The organism is Nitratireductor aquibiodomus (genome assembly GCF_900105565.1).
Classification (GTDB): Bacteria; Pseudomonadota; Alphaproteobacteria; order Rhizobiales; family Rhizobiaceae; genus Nitratireductor; species Nitratireductor aquibiodomus.
The window spans coordinates 1,662,238-1,681,882 of the sequence record NZ_FNSL01000001.1; the positions used below are offsets into that span (position 1 = coordinate 1,662,238).

Annotated in this window: 12 protein-coding genes and 1 pseudogene; 8 read left to right on the forward strand and 5 right to left on the reverse strand. The window is 59.9% G+C overall.

From position 1 onward, the window contains the following. Nucleotides 1-7 precede the first annotated feature (7 nt). From kce to msrA, 5 genes are all read left to right on the forward strand, one after another. A complete protein-coding gene (gene kce, locus BLW55_RS07940) occupies nt 8-976 on the forward strand; it encodes a 3,5-dioxohexanoate:acetyl-CoA acetone transferase (RefSeq protein ID WP_025031486.1) in 969 nt (322 codons plus the stop codon). A 10-nt stretch (nt 977-986) separates the two neighbouring features. Then, nucleotides 987-1,505: a GNAT family N-acetyltransferase gene (locus BLW55_RS07945; protein ID WP_007008961.1), complete on the forward strand. Its 519-nt coding sequence runs from the start codon at nt 987-989 to the stop codon at nt 1,503-1,505. A 2-nt stretch (nt 1,506-1,507) separates the two neighbouring features. Continuing rightward, nucleotides 1,508-2,530: a histone deacetylase family protein gene (locus BLW55_RS07950; protein WP_065816017.1), complete on the forward strand. Its 1,023-nt coding sequence runs from the start codon at nt 1,508-1,510 to the stop codon at nt 2,528-2,530. Between the two features lie 179 nt (nt 2,531-2,709). After that, nucleotides 2,710-3,156: a peptide-methionine (R)-S-oxide reductase MsrB gene (gene msrB / locus BLW55_RS07955; protein ID WP_007008963.1), complete on the forward strand. Its 447-nt coding sequence runs from the start codon at nt 2,710-2,712 to the stop codon at nt 3,154-3,156. Next, nucleotides 3,153-3,659, forward strand: coding sequence for a peptide-methionine (S)-S-oxide reductase MsrA (gene msrA, locus BLW55_RS07960; protein WP_007008964.1), 507 nt, complete (start codon nt 3,153-3,155; stop codon nt 3,657-3,659). The genes msrB and msrA overlap by 4 nt, the downstream gene beginning before the upstream one ends. A gap of 273 nt (nt 3,660-3,932) precedes the next feature. Here the strand turns inward: msrA and BLW55_RS07965 are convergent, their stop codons facing one another. The 4 genes from BLW55_RS07965 to BLW55_RS07980 all read right to left on the reverse strand — a co-directional run bounded on the left by BLW55_RS07965 (nt 3,933) and on the right by BLW55_RS07980 (nt 15,443). Then, nucleotides 3,933-4,847: a helix-turn-helix transcriptional regulator gene (locus BLW55_RS07965; protein ID WP_177175045.1), complete on the reverse strand. Its 915-nt coding sequence runs from the start codon at nt 4,845-4,847 to the stop codon at nt 3,933-3,935. A 215-nt stretch (nt 4,848-5,062) separates the two neighbouring features. After that, nucleotides 5,063-8,785, reverse strand: coding sequence for a TonB-dependent receptor (locus tag BLW55_RS07970; RefSeq protein WP_090328054.1), 3,723 nt, complete (start codon nt 8,783-8,785; stop codon nt 5,063-5,065). Then, entirely contained in the window at nt 8,782-14,235 is a 5,454-nt protein-coding gene (locus tag BLW55_RS07975; protein ID WP_177175046.1) for a DUF6923 family protein, read from the reverse strand. Before BLW55_RS07975 ends, BLW55_RS07970 begins: the two co-directional genes overlap by 4 nt. A 299-nt stretch (nt 14,236-14,534) precedes the next feature. Beyond that, a complete protein-coding gene (locus BLW55_RS07980) occupies nt 14,535-15,443 on the reverse strand; it encodes a helix-turn-helix domain-containing protein (protein WP_007007436.1) in 909 nt (302 codons plus the stop codon). Between the two features lie 149 nt (nt 15,444-15,592). Between BLW55_RS07980 and BLW55_RS21090 the strand changes: the two are divergent. Next, nucleotides 15,593-15,736, forward strand: a pseudogene (locus BLW55_RS21090) (IS3 family transposase); the annotation flags it as partial. Nucleotides 15,737-15,861: 125 nt separating this feature from the next. Here the strand turns inward: BLW55_RS21090 and BLW55_RS07985 are convergent. Then, entirely contained in the window at nt 15,862-16,785 is a 924-nt protein-coding gene (locus BLW55_RS07985; protein WP_244509015.1) for a 2-hydroxyacid dehydrogenase, read from the reverse strand. A gap of 278 nt (nt 16,786-17,063) precedes the next feature. Here BLW55_RS07985 and BLW55_RS07990 point away from each other — a divergent pair, with 278 nt between their 5' ends. After that, nucleotides 17,064-18,653, forward strand: a complete 1,590-nt coding sequence (locus BLW55_RS07990; RefSeq protein WP_090328061.1) for an ABC transporter substrate-binding protein — start codon at nt 17,064-17,066, stop codon at nt 18,651-18,653. 6 nt (nt 18,654-18,659) lie between these two features. Continuing rightward, entirely contained in the window at nt 18,660-19,637 is a 978-nt protein-coding gene (locus BLW55_RS07995) for an ABC transporter permease (RefSeq protein ID WP_090328063.1), read from the forward strand. The last annotated feature ends 8 nt before the right edge of the window (nt 19,638-19,645 follow it).

Below are 19,645 nucleotides of genomic sequence, written 5' to 3' on the forward strand. Positions count from 1 at the left end.
CTGCACCATGACCAAAGACACAAAGACCGATGGCATGAAGAAGAAGCCGGGCCGCAAGGTCGTCGTAACCTGTGCGGTCACCGGCTCCGTGCACACGCCCTCCATGTCGCCCCATCTGCCGATCACGCCCGACCAGATCGCCTCAGAGGCCATCGCGGCGGCAGAGGCCGGCGCGTCGATCCTGCATCTGCATGCCCGCGATCCCGAGGATGGCCGCCCCTCGGCCGATCCGGCGCTGTTCATGCAGTTTCTCCCGCGCATCAAGCAGTCAACGGATGCGGTGGTGAACATCTCCACCGGCGGTTCCTCGCTGATGAAGCTGGAAGACCGCATCGCCGCAGCCCTGCGTGCCGAGCCGGAAATGTGCTCGCTCAACATGGGCTCGATGAATTTCGGCCTCTTTCCGGCGCTGGAAAAGAAGACCGACTGGCAGCACGAATGGGAGCCGCAGCTTCTGGAGGCGACGCGCAGCTCCATCTTCCAGAACACTTTCGCCGACATGGAGAACATCCTGACCCGGCTCGGACAGGGCTGCGGCACGCGGTTCGAGTTCGAGTGCTACGATGTCGGCCACCTCTATTCGCTGGCCTATTTCCGCGATCGCGGGCTGGTCTCTGGCCATCTCTTCATCCAGTTCGTGTTTGGCGTGCTGGGCGGCATTGGGCCGGACCCGGAAAACCTCACGCACATGAAGCGCATTGCCGACAAGCTTTTCGGCGACGATTACAGCTTCTCGGTTCTGGCGGCTGGCCGGCACCAGATGCCGATGATCAGCATGTCGGCGGCCATGGGCGGCAATGTGCGTGTCGGGCTGGAGGACAGCCTGTACAATGGACGCGGCGAACTGGCGCGCTCCAATGCAGATCAGGTAAAACGCATCCGAACCGTTCTGGAGGCCCTCTCGCTGGAGATCGCCTCTCCTGCCGAGGCGCGCGATCTGCTGGGCCTCAAGGGAGGCGACCGGGTCGCATTCTAAGGAGTATCCCATGCCGAAACACGCCGTCGCCGACACCGGCTTTTCGATCCGCCCTGCCGCGGCGGATGACGCAGAGACGATCCATCGCGCCATCATGGACCTCGCCGTCTATGTCGGAGAGCAGGAGCACGCTGTCGCGCAGGTGGAGGATTTCCGTCGCTTCGGCTTCGGGCCGGACGCGGCCTTCTCCTGCCTGATCGCAGAAGCCAATGGAGCGTTTGCAGGGCTTAGCCTCTTCTTTCCGGTGTTTTCCACCTGGCTCGGAAAGCCCGGTGTCTATGTACAGGATCTCTACGTCTCGCCAGAGGCGCGGGGGCGCGGCGCGGGTGAAGCCCTGCTCGCTGCCACGGCAGCGTGGTCGCAACAGCGCGGCGGGGTCTACCTGCGGCTTTCGGTTTATGCGGATAATCACAACGCAAAGGCCTTCTACGCCCGGCTGGGCATCGGCTGGAATGAAAACGAACACGCGCACGCCGCTTATGGGGCAACCTTTGAAGCGTTGGCCAGCCGTCAGACAAGACAGGGGTAATGATGAAAGCCTTCTACGCCGTAGAGCAGAAACAGCACAATCCGAAAGCCTTCCTCTCAAGCGGTGCGCCGCAGCCGAACCCGGAGCAGCCCGAGCGGACAGAGCGTCTTCTCCTGGGCGCGAAGGCAGCCGGCTGCGCCATCGAGCGCCCCCGCGAGCATGGGCGCGGTCCCATCGCCGCCATCCACACGCCGGAATATCTGGACTTTCTGGAGCACATCTACACGCGCTGGCAGCGCATCGAGGGCGCATCCGAAGAGGTGATCCCGAACATTCACCCGCTTGGCCGCAATGGCCGCTACCCGGCCTCCGCCGTGGGACAGGCCGGCTACCACATGGCCGACACCGCCTGCCCCATCTCGGCCGAGACCTGGGACAGCGCCTGCTGGAGCGCGTGGAGTGCCGTGGAAGCCGCCGAGGCCGTCATGAGCGGCGCGCCCGCCGCCTATGCGCTCTCGCGCCCGCCCGGCCACCACGCCTTTGCCGATGCCGCAGGCGGCTTCTGCTTCTTCAACAATTCGGCAATCGCCGCGCAGCATCTTCGGAAACAGGCCGCCCGCGTCGCCATTCTTGATGTCGACCTGCACCACGGCAATGGCACGCAGGGCATTTTCTATGCCCGGCCCGACGTGCTCACCGTCTCCATCCATGCCGACCCGGTGCGCTTCTACCCCTTCTTCTGGGGACACGCCGACGAGCGCGGCGAAGGACCGGGCCTTGGCTACAATCTCAACCTGCCGCTGCCGCGCAAATCCGGCGATGAAGCCTTTCTGGAAGCGCTTCAGCCTGCGTTCCGCCGCATCCGCGCCTTTGCGCCGGACGCGCTGGTCGTGGCGCTCGGCCTCGACGCGTTCGAGGGCGACCCCTTCGGCGGACTGTCCGTCAGCACGCCGGGCTTCGCCCGCATGGCGGAGGCGATCTCCAGCCTCGGCCTGCCGAGCGTCATCGTGCAGGAAGGCGGCTATCTCTGCGATGCGCTATCAGACAATCTGACGGCATTCCTCACCGGCTACGCGTCGCAATAGCGAAAAAAGCACTCTGCTGGCGCGCGCATAGGCGGCATGGCGGACTTCCGTTTCGGTTCACGCTAATATGATTGGGATCACGCAGGAGCGATACCTACATCAGGCTCCGCGGGCGTGGAGTTTCCCTTCCATTGCCCGATATGAACACAGAACGAACAATCAGGAAGCCGGAGCTGCCAATGAACTACAAGAAGACCGACGAAGCCTTGGCCCGCCTCACCCCGGAGCAGTATCACGTGACGCAGAAGAGCGGCACGGAGCGACCCGGAACGGGCGCGTACCTGAACAACAAGGAACCGGGAATCTATGTCGACATCGTTTCCGGTGAACCGCTCTTTGCAAGCAGCGACAAATATGAGTCCGGCTGCGGCTGGCCGAGCTTCACAAAACCCATCGTGCCCGCCAATGTGAACGAATTGCGGGATACGTCCCACGGGATGATCCGTACGGAAGTGCGTTCCACGCATGGCGACAGCCATCTCGGGCATGTCTTTGAAGACGGACCGAGAGACCGCGGCGGCCTGCGCTACTGCATCAATTCAGCGGCGCTGCGCTTTGTTCATCGTGATGCGATGGAGGCCGAAGGCTACGGTGACTATCTGGACCAGGTGGAGGATGTAAAATGACGGAACGCGCTGTTTTGGCCGGTGGCTGTTTCTGGGGCATGCAGGACCTTATCCGCAGGCTGCCCGGCGTCATCAGCACCCGTGTCGGTTATACCGGAGGCGACGTGCCGAACGCCACATATCGCAACCATGGAACCCATGCGGAGGGGATCGAGATTGTCTTCGATCCCGAGAAAATGAGCTATCGCCGCTTGCTGGAGTTCTTCTTCCAGATCCACGACCCGACAACGGTGAACCGCCAGGGCAACGATGTCGGCATGTCGTACCGCTCGGCGATCTATTATGAGAACGACGGGCAAAAGCGCGTGGCGGAAGAGACGATCGCCGATGTGAATGCATCGGGTCTCTGGCCGGGCCAGGTGGTTACGGAACTTGAGCCGGTCGGTGACTTCTGGGAAGCCGAGCCCGAGCATCAGGACTATCTGGAGCGCTATCCTAACGGCTATACATGCCACTTTCCGCGGCCAGGCTGGGTTTTGCCCAGACGCGACGCGGCCGAATAGCTTTCACACAAGCCAGCCCTCAAGGCAAAAATCACTCGCTCCTCCGGTGCTCGCCGGGGGAGCGTTCCTATCTGCTGCGGTTTTCGTCATCATTGTCCGCAGCGAGATTGAAAGCCATCACCGATGTTCCGTGAACCAGATGGTGCATGCCGAGCAGGCCTCGACAACCAACCGGATGCTGGAAAAACCCAGCTCTTCAAACAGGTGTCAAAGGCGGCGCAAAATCGGCCGATCGGGGGCTGGATGTCCTTTCGCTTGCTTCAGCGTTCCCCTCTAACCGTGAGAGCGCAATTGCCTTGGTGTCAAACCGCAATGTCTTTTCAAGGACGCAGTCAGATGGCTTTGGCTTGAGAAGCCACAGAATAACGCAATCTCTGCTATTGGCATATCGCTCTCCAGAAGCAGGCGCTGAGCATGATCAAGTCTGCGTTTGATCAGATACTGGTGCGGCCGCTCGCCAAATGTGCTTGTGAAGGCAACGATAAAGTGTCCCTGTGACAATCCGCACTCACCCGCCAGGTCGGCGATGCTGAGCTTCTGCCTGAAGTTCTCCGACAGGAATTCACGGATTCTGTGCTCATTTCGGCTTGAGAGCTTGCCTCCTCCCCGGCTTCTGGCAGGCGCAGAATCCCCATATTTGCGCAGCATATGAATGCCGAACACCGTGATGAGCGAGTCAACGTAAAGCTCATTGACGCCGACACCACTGGTCAGTTCATCCCGAAACATCTGCGCCACCTGCAGCGCCCACCGGTCTGGCGATACAGCGGGTGTGAACCTGATGTCCGCGATGCCGCCTCTACATTCCTGCTCGGCGAGCGCTCTAAGCCTGCCTGGCGGAATGACAACGGCAACGGTCTCGCGGGAAACCGGCCAGATCGTCCTTCCCTGCACTCCAGCCGGCGCCACCCCGACAGCTCCGGCAGGAACGTTGATTTCCTCAAGGCGATCACTGTCGATGGTTGTGAAAACTCCGGCAACAGGGCGCAGAAAGACTGTAGCATAGTGACTTTCGGCCGAAATGGACAGTTCACCTGCTCCTCGAACGGAATGCGTAACGCCTCCGTTTGGTGCTGCAACCCACCTGCGTTCCTGCAAATCGGGGATGAAGGAAAAGAGCGCATCCGAACTGTCGAAGGACATTTTCGAGGAAGCGCGTTCGGCGAGGAGTTTGTCACGTATGTTCAAGTCGATGTCTGCTTCAAAGCTGGGAGACCAGACACCTTCCTCCACACTCAGATGGCCCTGCGTGCTCCCCCAAATCATGGCTTGAAGCGAGCTTAACCGCCGGGACGACCGGAGACGACCAACCGTAGGGTGAATTATGCCTCTCCGGCTTTACCAGACCGACAGTGAAAGCACTGTTCAGGGAAACAGGATGGCCCAGTCTGGTGCCCCCTTTCTCAGAACTTTCCAACGACATTGAGAAACACGCCCTGATCGTCGAGCGTAAGGTCTCTCAGATCATCGGAGAAGCGGCCGAAATTGTAACCGACGCCAACTTTGAAATTGTTTCCGACATGGCGGTATAGCGCCGTCAGCGCTCCGAGATCCGTGGTGTTGGCCTCGGGCATGTGTAGCACCCTGCCCTCAAGCAGGAGATCCCACTTCTTGATCACGTGCAGATCAGCTCGCAGGATTCCCAGATGCGCCGAAGAGCGCTGCCAATGTTGCTCAAACCCCGTACCCGAGCCGCTGGCAGTGCGGTATTTCACCTCGCCATAACGGAAGCCGTACTTGCCGCCGATGGACAGCCAGGGCACCAGATCGTAGGTGACGTCGGCAGACAGAATGTGGCTGCGCTGGGCCGGTGCATAAGCATCTCCCGTCGCCCCGCTGACAAGCTGGTTGTTGCCGGGCATGTCGTAGAGCCAGGTATACTTGAAAAGCGCGTTGAGGCGGTCGTGATCGACGGGCCGATAGGCATAGCCGAGCGACGCCTCCACGTAATCGGTATCCTTGAAGGAGGTCACCGTCGAGCGCGTATCGGAGATCACGGCATCGAGATTAGCCATCAAGCGCCAGTTTTCGCTTGTCTTCCAAGAGACCCCGGCCGCAAACAGATAGGTGTTCTGGTCCCGCGTGCCGTCTTCAGAATCCTCGATGCGCACCTCGCCGCGCACGCGGGCGGTGACACCCGCTTCCTCATCCTTGTAGGCGATGGCCAGTGATGGCGCATAGCGATCAAAATCAGAGCGTTGCAGCCCCGTTGCCGGATCGATTGTGTCATCGCGCACCCGACCGGCCTCGAACCCGGCATCCACCGTCCACACATCGTCGGGGGTGTAGATCACACCATAGGTCTGGGTCAGCGCGCGTCGGCGGCCAAACATGTCATAGCTGCTTTCGGCATAGGCCGACGCCACATCGTCCACACGCCGGCGCATGCCGGCCACGATCGCCCCGCCGTCGGAACCGACAAGATCATGGTTGCGGTCGAGATCGAACGCACGGTCGGGATCGAGCCTGTAGCCGATGTAGTAATGTTCATCATCGTTGGGATCGTAGTTGATGGCGGCGAGCCCGCCGAGCCCGTGCGTGCCGTAGGAAACCTCACCGGTAACGCCCACCGCTTCCGTCAGCTGCACCTCTGCACCGACACCGATGCGGTCGTTGCGGTCTATGTCACCCGATCGTTCCACTGTCGCCTGCCCGAACACATAGACAAGATGCTCGTCGTCAAAGCGATAATCGACACGGACACCGGCATCGAGGCGGGAACCGTCATACCCACGTTTTCCGGCCGTGATGGCGCGCGGCGACATCAGCTCGGTGTAGGAAACCCCGAAGGAGACCTTCCAGTATTCATCCACCTGCCAGGCAATGCTGGATGTGCCGTCGCGCTTGATCTGGCCGTCGTCGTCGCTGAAATCATCATAGGCGAGTTTCAGCCCCACGCGGTCACTCAAGGCGAGATCGGCGTGCGCGCCCCATATCCGTTTGTCGACATTCACCTGATCGTAAAGCGTGGAGAAGCCGGCCTGTTTCTCTTCATAGTAGCCGCCGAGCGTTCCCTTCATGCCGGCGCTTTCGATGTCTTCCAGATCGACCTGCCCGCGCACGCGCCAGGCCATGGCCGAACGGTCGCGGCTGCCTGCCGTGCCGTAATCGCTTGAGCTCAGACCGCCATCGGTCGAACGCGAGAGGCCGAAACCGGGGCCTTTGGAGTGCGCCACCTCCGCTTCGAGAAACGTGGTTTCGGTGTGACGCAGCTCGATGTCCGCGCCAAGCGCCTGCTGATCGGCGAGCCCGGTCGTCTCGTTCATGCCTGTCACGCCGACGCGCACTTTGTCGTTCAGCCAGTGCTGGGCACGACCACCATAGACGTATCCGTCCACGTCTCCGGCCACCGGTTCGAACTCGTATTGCGCCGTCAGATAAACCTTGTTTCCGCCGAGTGCGCCATTGCGCACCGGCGCATCGGTGCCTGTGGAGGAAGAGAGTGGGCGATGCAGGATAATGACGCCCTGCAGGTAATCGATGCGGTAGTCCTGACCGTATTGTAGCGCGCGGCGCTCGACGATGCGGCCGGTAACCGCATCGCGGATTTCGACGGTGACCGTTTCCGAGCCCTCGACAATGTCCTGGCGTTTCAGGAAATAGGCTGAGCCGCCTGTGGCGAGAAACTCCTCGCGCTGCGGCAGCGTGTCTGGTTGGGCGGCGTAGAGTGTGACCTCCGTGCTGCGCTCCCCAAAAGACGTGCTGCCTTCCGAACGGTACACCGCATTGGCGCCATAGAGGCCGCGCTCGGCGCGTAAGAACTCCGTGCCGGTGATGCTGGTCTTGTAGTTGCCCCACATGACATGGCTGTCGCCACGCTCGAGCCTGATATAGAATTTCCCTTTGGTCGGCGCGTCTTCCACAAAGGTCGAATCGTCGCCATAGACCGGATAGTAATCGTCTGGATCGAGACGTCGCAGAAGCTGGCGCGGATCCTTGCCATCGAGGTCGCGGAACATGTTTTCTATGTCGTCCTCACCGGTGTCGGCGGCCGCTGTCAGCAGATACTCACCCTTGATCTTGCCTTTCAGATAGAAGGCCAGCCGTCCTTTCGAATAGACGTCATCATACTCGCCGGGCCGTACAGTCTCGATATTGTCATCTCCCGTGCGCCTGCCGATGGTGAGGTCGGCCAGCGCCACGTAAAACCACTCATTGTCGGGAATGTTGATCTCGCGGGCGAAATGTAGCCCGCCGCTCTTCGACACCCCTTCTACGGAAACCTCCACACCGTGATCGCCCGGAGGGAGGATGCGATTAACGACGAAAGCACGGTCTGGATCGACCGGCATGGTCTCGCCAAACGCCTCGACACGATACCCGGGCGGAACATTGCGGCCGTAAACGGTGACCACGCCGCCGCGCACGGGAATGTTGCGCACGGCAGTGCGGTCTTCGCCGGTTCCGGGCGCCGCAGCCGCTGTGCCGGCCTCTGGCCTCATTGTTTTTTCGCTGCGCGAGAGTGGAAGCGCTTCCGTTTCGTCATACCGGCCGCTTCGGTCATAGACCCTCAGCACATAGCTGAAATCGCGCTCTTCTTCGGCCGTTGGCATCGTCCATTGCGCTTCACCGTTGACCTCGACAGGAATCATGGCGAAAGGCTTCGTTCGCGCCCGGCCAGCATCCACCTCCTGAATGCGAATCTCGGCCCGATCGATGAAGCCCGGATAGTTGGTCGATGCAAGAAACCGTACGGTCTCGCCAGCCCGGTACCGGCTGCGCCGCGAAACCGTCGCAACATTGAGCAATGGCTCGGCCTCGAGCCCGTCAAACTTTATCTGAATGTCCACACCATGCAGGCCGACATCCGCCTGACGCTGCCGGTCGACCGGCCTGGATTGCGCAGATTGCCGGCCGGCAGTGGGCATGGGCTTCTGCCGCGGCGCCGCGCTTTCTTCAACCGTCTCGCCGTCAACGCTGATGGAGAAGGGTATGCTTCCCTCATCGGCGAGCGTCTCGCGTTCCGGATTCTCCCCGACCGGCAGATTGCGCACCACCGGCCGGTCGTCGGCAACCGCACCATCCGGCATTGCTGCCGATGCGATCAGTGCCGTGCCTGCCAGGAGAAGCGCGCGGTGTGCGAGAAGCCGCATGGAAGCGCGCTTCGAAAGGATGACCGTGCTCATTGTCCCACCTCCACACGCGTCTCGATTTCAAGGGCATAGCGCGCACCTTCCTCGCGCCAGCGCTTGCCGATCAGGGCCTTCAGCGCCTTCAGCCTTGCCCCGGCCAGGTCAGCATCGGCGGACGCGTCCACATAGCTCAGCCGCAGCACCGATTCTTCCTTGCGCAACACACCGATCAGCTGATCCACGCCTTCCTTCCACTGCCGTACAAGGTCAGTCCCACCCGGTTCGAACGCCTCGTCCCTGAGGTCGAGCCGCACGACACGTCCGATCGAGGCCCCGAAGTTGAGCTTCGTCATCTTGCCGGCGGTGAGCCGCACCACGCGCGGGTTCTCCGTCGTCACGCGATAGCCCGTCGGCAGCGTCCGGGTGTCGAGCTTCATGATGAAGTTCGAGCCGATCCGCTGGTCCGGCAGCATGGCGCAGGCGACATGGAAACGGCCATGCCGGTCGGTGGTCACGAGCCAGCCCTTGACCGTGGCGATGCGCACACCCGGCAGGCCCGGCTCCCCCTCGTCCTGGTAGCCATTGCGATTGACGTCATCGAACACCTTGCCGATGACATCACCGCAGTCGAACACCGGCTCCACCAGTATCTCGACCACGGCCTTCGCATTCGGCGCGAGCGGCGTTCCGCCCGCATCGGTGACCGACGCCGTGTTGGTGTGTTTGCCTGGCCCCGCGGAACTCAGCGCCAGCATGCTCAGACGGAACTCAACCGTCTGGTGACCCGCAAGCGAGATGTTCTCGAAACGAACCGTGCGACCGCTGACCTGCGGCGTGACGGAAACGCCATCCATGCTGGCCGAACCAGCCACATAGCGAAAGCCGGACGGCAACGTGTCTGTGACTGTGAGACCGGTGACGACTGAACCGGAGTGATTAGTGAGCCGGATTACGAACGGGGCCTGCTCGCCGCGGCGTATGCTATGCAGCAGCGCGACTTTTTCCACCGACACCGTGCTGGTGGCCGCCGGCAGCGCCAGCAGAGACGCACTCTCATTGGAATCCACTGGCTGACCGCTCACAACACTGCCGTTGGCATAACCGCGGGCAACCGCCTTGTTCTCCACCGCATCGGTCAACCCCGCAGCCAGATCGATATCCGGCCGTGTCAGGGCATAGGTGGCGGTAAAGACCTGCTCGCCGCCCGGCGTCAGTGTCGCCCTGTTCGGCGTATAGCTCGAAAGGGTGCCAGCGCCGGCCTTGCCGCCGAATGTCGGCCCGTTGTCGACCGGCGCAACATCCTGAAGTTCGACATTGCCGTCGTTTCGAACAGTGAAAGTGTAGCGGATCAGATCACCAACGCTTGCGACACCATCGCCATTGCTGTCCTCATAGGCACCGGTCTTCGCAAGCACCAGCCTTGCGTCCTGTGCCAGTGTCACAACACACTGGTTCGAGGGACAGGAGGGGTCTGGATCCCCCGGTTGCTTGGCAATGTTGCGCAGCTCGGTGACACCCGCCGGCAGCGGGTCTGCAACACGAACTTCAGCCGTGAGAACCAGCGTACCGGGATTTGCACCATCATGGGCAGGCACTGTGAGCCCGCTCCAGTCGATCGTCGTGGTGTTGTCGACCCCGCCATTGGTGGCCGAGACAAAGACCGTGTTGGGATCGAGCACATCCTGAAGCGCGTAATTGTTTGCCGCGCCTCCGTCATTCGACAGGGTGATTTCATAGGTGAGCGTCTCACCGGGCTCGGCCATGCCGGCTAGAGCCCCGCCCTCACCGACTAGCGCCTTGGCAATCGTCACAACGTTCGCAGACGGCGTAATCACGCACTGGCTGGAGGGGCAGACGGGATCAGGGTCCCCTGGCTTCTTTGCAATATTGGAAACCTGCGAGACACCGGCCGGTAACGGGTCCACCACCCGGACCGCCACCGTCAGCACGAGCGTTCCAGGCGCTCCTCCCGAATAGGCTGGAACCGTCAGCCCGCTCCAGTCAATCGTCGTCCCGTTGTCGACGCCACCATTCGAAGCGGAAACGAAAGTCGTATTGGGATCAAGTACGTCCTGCACGGCATAGCCTGTCGCTTCACCGCCGGTGTTTGTCAGTGTGATGTTATAGGTCAGCGTCTCGCCGGCTTCCGCCACCCCGACCTGGGAACCGGTTTCGCCCACGAGTTCCTTCATCATGGTGACGGCTCCCTCGGTCGGCGTCACCACGCACTGTGCGGACGGACAGACGGGATCAGGAGCGCCAGGTTCCTTGATGATGTTCGAGACACTGGGGACACCGTTTGGCAGCGGGTCGGCGACATCCACCTGCACGGTCAACACCAGTTGACCGGGGTTGACGCCATCGTGCGCGGGAACCGTCAGGCCCGACCAGGCAATGTGGTCGCCAGATAGCTGGCCGCCATTGCTCGCATTGACGAAGATCGTGTTCGGATCGAAATAATCCTCGACCGCAAAATTGGACGCCTCGCCGCCCTGATTGGTCAGGGTGATCGTGTAAGTGAGACGTTCACCCGCTTCCACGGTGCCTGGCAGACTGCCACTTTCACCCGTCAGGGTCTTGCTCATGGAAACGTTTGGTGCTGCCGGCAGCGTGACGCACTGATCGGAGGGACAGGATGGATCCGGGGTTCCCGTCTCCTTGGCAATGTTGGTCAAGGACACGGTGCCGTCCGGCAGTGGATCGGCGACTTCGACCGAGATGGACAGGACAAGTTCGCCGGCATTCGTGCCATCATGCGCCGGCACTGTCAGGCCTGACCACGTATAGGTGCCGCCATTGAGAGCGCCCACGGGCGAGGCGCTGACGAAACTGGTGTACGGGCTGAGCACATCGTCGACAGAATAATTGACGGGAGCGCCACCGCTGTTGGTGAGGGTGATCTCATAGGTCAGCTGCTCGCCGGGCTCGGCGACGTTCGGCTGCGTTCCGTTCTCGCCGGCAAGCGATTTGGCAACGGAAACATCACCTGCGGTCGGCACCGTGGCACATTGCAGCGACGGACAGGCCGGCTCCGGCTCGCCCGGATCGAAGGCGATGTTGGTGATGCGTGTCGTACCCACCGGCAGCGACGCTGCGACATCGACCACGACCTGCAGCGCGAGTGTGCCTGGCACGCCGCCGCTGGCACCAGGAACGGCGAGATTGGTCCAGTCCACCTGCCCCCCGTTCGGGCTGCCGCCGGAATGCAACCCGCCATTGGTGGCAGAGGCGAATGTCGTGTTGACGTCAAGACGATCACGAAGCGCATAGGTCGATGTGGCACTGCCCTGATTGGTCAGCATTATCTGATAGGTCAGTTGCTCGGATGGCTCCGCCACACCGTCAAAACTGCCACTTTCGCCGACCAGCGTTTTCTCAATCTCGATATGGGGCGGAGGCGGGATGACCACGCACTGTGCCGACGGACAGGCAGGATCCGGATCGCCGGGCCGCTTTGCAAGATTGGCGACCTGATCGCCCGGCGAAAGAGCATTGACGACAACACTGACTGTCAACACCAGCACGCCGGGTGTGCCTGCGTCCTGCGCCGGCACCGTCAGTCCGGCCCAGCGGACCTCACTGCCGACAAGCGCACCACCGTTATCCGCGGACGAGAAAGTGACCTTGCTGTCCAGAACGTCGACAACGTCATAGTTGGAGGCTTGACCTCCCGTGTTGGTCAGCGTGATCTCATAGGTCAGTGTCTCACCGGGTTCCGGCGTGCCGGGCTGCGCCCCGGTTTCCCCCACAAGCGCCTTTCCAATCGTCACCGCCGGCGGGATATCATCATTGGTGATGGTACAAATCGCGGCGGCGCCACTGGCAAGCGTCAGACTGTTGCTCACCACCGTTGCCGCACCGTTGATCGAACAGCGATAGGTGCCGGCGGAATAACCGGCCACTGCGAGTTCACCCAGCGTATAGGTGCCGGCCGGAACGGAGGACGCCGTGACAGATGGATCTCCGGTCACGCCTGAGATGTTGGTCGGGCCCGAAGCCGTCAGCGTAAAGTCCGCGATACCGCTCGTTCCGCCGTCATTGTTCACCACGGTCTTGCGCAGTGTGAGGGTCGCCGCATCGTCGTCATTCGTGATCGTGCAGATCGCTGCGTCGCCATTGGCGAGCGTTATCGTGTTGCCCGAGACAGGCGCCGCGCTGTTGATCACACAGCTGTAATCGCTGGCCGAATAGCCTGGTACGGCCACTTCACCGAGCGTGTAGGTGCCGGCAGTGACTGGCACATTCGTCACGGTTGCATCGCCACTTCGGCCGGAAATATTCGATGGACCGCTAGCGTTAAGCGTGAAGTCCGAAGCGCTGAGCGTTCCGCCATCGTCGTTCACGACATTCTTTTCAAGTGTCAGGACCGGACGGGAAATGTCCGTGTCGGAAGCCGTGTTGTTGCTCGGATCAGGGTCCGGGGAAGCCGAAGGGCTGATGACGGTAACGGTGTTGGTCAGATCGCCTCTCTGGGAGGCGGGAACGTTGAGCGTGAGCGAAAAGACAACGCTGTCACCAGCCGGGATGCTCACCAGGGCATCATCGATGGCGTTGCCGTTTGCGACCGTACCGGACGCAGCATCGCATGTCGCGCTTCCGTTCGCGGTGCAGGTCCAGTTGGCAACGGTGATGCCGGAAGGCAGTGGATCGCGCACAACGGCATCCTGTACGCCGAACGGCCCCTTGTTGGTCACCGTAATCGTGTAGGTCGTGTCTCCTGATGTGTAGACTGTCCGCCCATTATCTTTGGTGATTTCGAGATCTGCAGCATATGCAAAAGGAGCTGTGGGGCACTTGGCGCCGTCATTGTTGCCGGAGCCCTGCAGGTCGGAAATCAGTGTGGCTTTGCCCGTGTTCAGGTTGAACTGATAAAACCCACCGTCATTGCTGGCACCGAAAACACCATTTGGTGCGCCGAACATGCCGCCGAAGCCACTGTTGGAAACGCCTGTGTTGCCGATATCGGTCACAGTACCGGTGTTGGGGTCTATGGAGCGTAAGGGACCGTTGTTGTTCGCGGCGGTGTAAAGAAGCCCATTATGCCAAGCAAGATCGTGTGCAACGACACGCTGTGTCAGCGTCTTATATGTCGCTGTCCTTGTATTGACGTTGATCCTATAAATTCTCCAAGCTTGGGCGACGTAATATGCCCCGCCAGGACCAAACTCACCGGCGATCGAGCCTGAAGGGAGTCCGGAAATCGGACCTAAATCCCGTACACTGCCATCACTGCCGATCCTGAGAAGGTTTGTAGATCTAAGCGCATAAATGTAGTTATCGGCAGGATTGAAGCCGATTGCGTTATACGTCATCCCCGAGGCGGGGCCGATCGGGTTGACGATGAACGGATTGACCGAGGTATCGAAGCTGAACAGCCTGGTGTTGGAATACTGCGCCAGATAAGTATCGGCGGTACACCCCGGAAATGCCGGCTGTGATTGAGCCTGCGCGTCGGTGCTCCCCATGAAGGCCCACGCAAACACAACCAGAAATGCTGCGATCAAGCAGCCATGCAATTTGTTTAAAAGCAAATCGCCACGCAAGTAGAATGCGCGCAATTCCACCGTCGGCGAAGACAGCTTTCGCATGGTCGGGGCCCCCTCGAACGTTGTGGTTCGGGCCCTGGTCGCGTTTCCTGTAACGAAAATCTAGCGCCGCAGTTTCAGAAAGAGCTGACCAACCCGAACAAATCGCGCCGGCAGTGGGCATCAATATTAGCCGCCTTGTCTTTCAAAAAACTGTGTTTCTTTTCAGGAAATAGCTTTCATGGATGGAGAGACAAAATCTCTAGGTGAATATGGCCTTAACGCGACCGCCGCAGTTGCATTGGCGTTCTGTTACGATTCTTTCGCATTGTTGCCGTCAAATGACTTTGGCTGGAAAAACCGCTCAGATAAGCAATATTTGCGATGGAATGATCGCCTTTTAATATCAGTTCTTCGGCAAAATTTAGCCGACGATCGATAACGTAACCATGTGGCGTTTTCCCAAAACTCCGCGCGAAGGCCTGAATGAAATAGTGCCGGGATAACCCGGCAATTGCAGCCAGGTCCGCAACAGATATTTTGCTGGCAAAATTATCTTCCAGATAATCCGTCACCAGCTTTATCTGCTTTTTCGAAAGCCCGCCGTTTGCGGTGCAGGTCGTCCTGCTGTTGCCACTTTGATTTCGCAGCAGATGAACGCCGAGAACCGCAATCAATGATTCAACCAGGAGTTCGTTCGGTTGCCGAGCATCTGCGAGCTCGGTCCGAAGCTGCTCGGCAATGGTCAGCACCCATCCGTCCGTCGTTCCAAGCGGCAGTGGAGAGAAACCGGCGATACCACGACCTGCTTCCTCAGCGAGCAGTTCCGCAACACCGGCTTCCGGCAAAATCACCGTGATGCTTTCCCTTGCACAGGGCCAGGAGCTTCTGACACTCGCCCCTGCCGGCGCAATCAGGATTGTACCGGGAACTGCGTCAAACACCATCAGCCTGTCGGATCCGACCGCGACCTGCATCCCCGGCACAGGCCCAAGATGGACGCTGATGAGATTGTGCCTGCTTCTGGGGATGACCAGTGAACCGGGCGGGCGGGAAACATGAGTGACGCCGCCCAGACGCGTCGCCAGACGCGGCCCCGTGATCTGCGGAAACTCTTCGAAGACACAATTGCCAGATCGCTGGCGGCTGCTGTCGAGACAACCGTTTCCCACAACACCCCTGCCCATTTCCTTCGTCTTCGCTCCCTGCCGCTGGAATCAGGCTAAAGGTATATGCATCTCCATCATCTGCAATTCCGATTAGATAGTCGGTTAAAAATAAGTCATGAACCGCGCCAGTTCTGCCGAAAAATACAACCACTGACTGCTATCGACACAACTTCGAAGCCGTCGAGTTCGCAACACTCGAACCGGCCGACCGGTCCAACCACCGGCGTGACCAAGAGCCCACGGGAAACATCCCTCCGGCCGAAGCGGAGGAACAGTATTACGCCACGCTGGATCAAGCGATCGTGGCCGCACAGCTTAAACCAAATGACCTCCAGCGAAACCGGCCCGGTTCAGTACTTCAAGAAACGAGCTTTGCCAAACGGATGCCATCAAGACTTGGTTTTGCCGCAAGGTCGCGTTCACCACACAACAATCGTCAATACCCCACGGAAGGATCGATAACGCTGTGCGGCGTTTCCCCACGCTCAAGCCGGGCGATGTTTTCAGCTATCTGGGAGGCAATATCGCGCGGTTTTGCGAGGCCGGACATGTGCGGAGTAACAAGTATGCCGGGCGTACTCCAGAGCGGCGAACAGGCTGGCAGGGGTTCGCTGGTGAAGACATCGAGAATAGCGCCGCGCATGTGCCCTGACTTTACAAGTTCCAGAAGGTCTTCGACCACAAGGTGTTCGCCGCGGCTGCAAAGGATGAGCGAAGCGTCTTCAGGCAGCATTGAGAGGTGCCTGTGATTCAGGATGCCCTCAGTTTCAGCCGTGAGCGGAAGCAGGCAGACCAGCACATTTGCACTTTCGAGGAAATTCGGCAGTTCCGCATCGCCGGCATAGACGTCAACACCAGCCATATCCTTCCTGGAACGTGCCCACCCTGATACCGGATAACCGTGCTGGCTCAGCACACTGGCCACTTCAGAACCAATGCTCCCCAGGCCCATGATGCCGACACGCATTTTTTCCCGGGCCCTTTGCTCGTAACGATGCCAGATATGCTGCCCGGCATTGGCGATGACGCGGTCGAACTGCCGGTGGAAATAAAGAACGCTCCAAAGAACGTAATCCGCCATCGCACGGGCCAAGCCTTCATCACGAATGCGGCAGATGGGTACGGGCGGAAGATGCGGGTCTGCGAGAATGCTGTCCACACCAGCGCCGATCGAGTGGATCAGTCTGAGGTTTGGCATGCGTGCTAGAACACCCGGTTCGGGAGCCCAGCACAGGGCGATGTCGGCACTCAGTGCTTCGGGTTCGGGCCAATGAAAGAACCGCGCTTCCGGCAGAGCTTCGGACAAGGCCTGCGCCATAAACTCCAGCTTCCCAAGGCGGGACACTATCGCAATATCCATAAAGACATACCCTCACTGCGCGCAAACCCCAACGGGGCTCTTTTGGCAAAGAGGAGCGCCCTTGCCTCTCTCATGCGGGCAAATGACTATCGCAATCAGGCCAACCTGCCCTCTCTGGCCCATTCTCGGCAATGGTTGGCCTGTTCGCGCGAGAAAATTTATCAGCACGACAACACTATGATCGGACGCTGCAGATATGTGCCGGGAGGCAGGTGTTCTCGCCGCTGGCGAGCCAGCGGGGCATGCAGGGTACAAGAAACACAAAGTGGAGGGGTGGAATGGAACGGCGCGACTTCAATAAAATGCTCTTGGCGTGTGGGGCACTGGCGGCCTTTGGCGTTTCGCCCGCGCCGCGTGCGCTCGCCCAGCACCGCGAGGGCGGGCTGACAGCAATCCTCCAGCCGGAACCGCCAATTCTCAATCTTGCCCTGAATCAGCAGACGCCGACAGGTGTCGTCGGCGGCAAAATATTTGAAAGCCTTCTCAGCTATGACTTCGATCTTCAGCCAATGCGGCAACTGGCCGAAAGCTGGGAGATCTCCGAAGACGGGAAAATGTATACCTTCAGGCTTGTGAAGAATGCCAAGTGGCACGATGGCGAGCCTTTTACAGCCGCCGATGTTGTGTTCTCCTGCGCCGATCTTCTCATGGAGGTGCATCCGAGAGCGCGCGCAAATTTCGATCGGTGCGAGAGCATCGTGGCGCGTGACGACCACACGGTTGTTTTTACTCTGAAGGAGCCGTTTGCGCCTTTTATTCTGGCCTTTGAAGCCTCTTCCGCGCCGATCTTGCCGAGGCATCTTTATGAAGGGCAGGACTATCGGAACAGCCCCTATAACAACAAGCCTGTCGGCACGGGCCCATTCAAATTCAGCGAATGGGTGCGTGGCTCGCATATCCATCTCACGGCCTTCCCCGACTACTATCAGGAAGGAAAGCCGCATCTGACCGAGATCTACTATCGCATCGTGCCGGATGCCGCTTCGCGTGCGGTTGCCATGGAAACCGGTGAGGCGCAGCTGGCGCAGTGGATGGATATCGAGACGTTCGACGTGGAGCGTCTCGCCGCGCTCGACCATCTGACGATGACGACCAAGGGCTACGAGTTGTTCTCGCCTGTCTTGTGGATCGAGATCAACAACCGCCGTGAGCCCATGAATGACAAGCGCTTCCGGCAGGCGCTCATGCATCTGACGGACAAGAAATTCGTTGCCGAACGGATCATGTTTGGGCTTGCGAAACCGGCGACGGGTCCGATCGCCTCCACGACGCGTTTCTTTGAAAGCGATGTCAAACAGTATGAATTGTCGGTTGAGAAGGCGACAGCCCTGCTGGACGAAATCGGTCTGAAGCCTGACAGCGATGGAAAGCGCATCACGCTGCGCTTTGCCGTGGCGCCTTATGGCGAGATGTGGGTTCGCACGGCGGAGTATTTCCGTCAGGCCGTGGCGCCAGCCGGGATCGAGGTGATTCTCGACAGTTATGATATTGGCGGCTGGGCGTCGGCCATCTCGAATTGGGATTTCGACCTTACCACCAACATGCTTTACCAGTATGGCGACCCTGCGCTTGGTGTCGCGCGCACCTACATCTCCTCCAACATCCGCAAAGGGGTGATGTTCTCCAACACGTCCGGCTATTCCAATCCCGATATCGACAGGCTGTTCGACGAGGCGGCGGTTGAGACCTCGGATGCAAGGCGTCAGGAACTGTACTCCGAAGCTCAACGGATTCTGGTAGAGGACGCGCCGCTGCTGTGGCTCACCGAGCAACGCTATCCGACCATTTACGACGCCCGGATCGAAAATCTCATCACCACTTCGACCGGCGTCAACGGAAACTTCGCCGCCGCGCGCTATGCGGAGTAAAGCAGGTTGGAAATCTTACTCCGTATCGGATTCCGCATAGCCGGGATTGTCCTGACGATATTTCTCATCGCGGTCATCAACTTCACACTGGTCAACGCGGCACCGGGAGACCCCGCTGCCGTGATGGCCGGACAATCCGGTGCCGCGGACGAAACCTTTCTGAAGCAGATTCGTGCGGAGTACGGCCTGGACAAACCCTGGCCCGTGCAACTCGGAACCTACCTGCTGAAGGTCGCGCAATTCGATCTCGGCTATTCGTTTCGTCAACGCCAGGAGGTTTCAGATCTTATCCTTGAGCGGCTCGGCCCAACCCTCATCCTGACATTGAGCGCATTTTTTCTCTCATTGATCGGGGGTGTTTTTTTTGGAGCGCTTGCGGGGCGGCGTCACGGCAAATGGTCGGATGTGGCAATTTCGATGGTGGCACTGCTGCTCTATGCGACGCCGGTTTTCTGGCTGGGGCTGATGCTTGTTCTCGTCTTCTCCATCCAGTTTGAGTGGTTGCCCGCGTTTGGTTATGTCGACATACGCGCCTCCGGATTTTCGGCGTGGAACTACGCTCTGGATGTGGCGCGTCACCTGATCCTGCCGGCCGTTACACTGTCTGCCATTTACATGGCGGTCTACACCCGGCTCATGCGCTCTTCCCTCATCGAGGTGTCACAGGAAGATCACGTGAAGACAGCGCGCGCCAAGGGCGTTGCGGAGGGCGCGATCCTGCGCAGGCACATGTTGCGCAATGCGGCGTTGCCAGTCGTTACGATGGCCGGGATGCAGGTTGGTGCGCTGATCGGTGGCGCCGTGGTGGTCGAGACCGTGTTTTCATGGCCGGGACTTGGCCGGTTGACGTTCGACGCCGTGACCCAGCGCGACTACCCGGTGCTGCTGGGATTGTTCCTCGTCATGTCCATCCTCGTGATTGCCGTCAATCTCCTCACCGATCTCATCTATCGCTTGGTCGATCCTCGTATTGCGACTCAGTAAAGGCAGGC

Bases quoted from the DNA above. Each gene is read 5' to 3' on its own strand.
- kce (WP_025031486.1), top strand. From the start codon at position 8: ATGACCAAAGACACAAAGACCGATGGCATGAAGAAGAAGCCGGGCCGC.
- BLW55_RS07945 (WP_007008961.1), top strand. From the start codon at position 987: ATGCCGAAACACGCCGTCGCCGACACCGGCTTTTCGATCCGCCCTGCC.
- BLW55_RS07950 (WP_065816017.1), top strand. From the start codon at position 1,508: ATGAAAGCCTTCTACGCCGTAGAGCAGAAACAGCACAATCCGAAAGCC.
- msrB (WP_007008963.1), top strand. From the start codon at position 2,710: ATGAACTACAAGAAGACCGACGAAGCCTTGGCCCGCCTCACCCCGGAG.
- msrA (WP_007008964.1), top strand. From the start codon at position 3,153: ATGACGGAACGCGCTGTTTTGGCCGGTGGCTGTTTCTGGGGCATGCAG.
- BLW55_RS07970 (WP_090328054.1), bottom strand. From the start codon at position 8,785: ATGAGCACGGTCATCCTTTCGAAGCGCGCTTCCATGCGGCTTCTCGCA.
- BLW55_RS07980 (WP_007007436.1), bottom strand. From the start codon at position 15,443: ATGGGCAGGGGTGTTGTGGGAAACGGTTGTCTCGACAGCAGCCGCCAG.
- BLW55_RS07985 (WP_244509015.1), bottom strand. From the start codon at position 16,785: ATGGATATTGCGATAGTGTCCCGCCTTGGGAAGCTGGAGTTTATGGCG.
- BLW55_RS07990 (WP_090328061.1), top strand. From the start codon at position 17,064: ATGGAACGGCGCGACTTCAATAAAATGCTCTTGGCGTGTGGGGCACTG.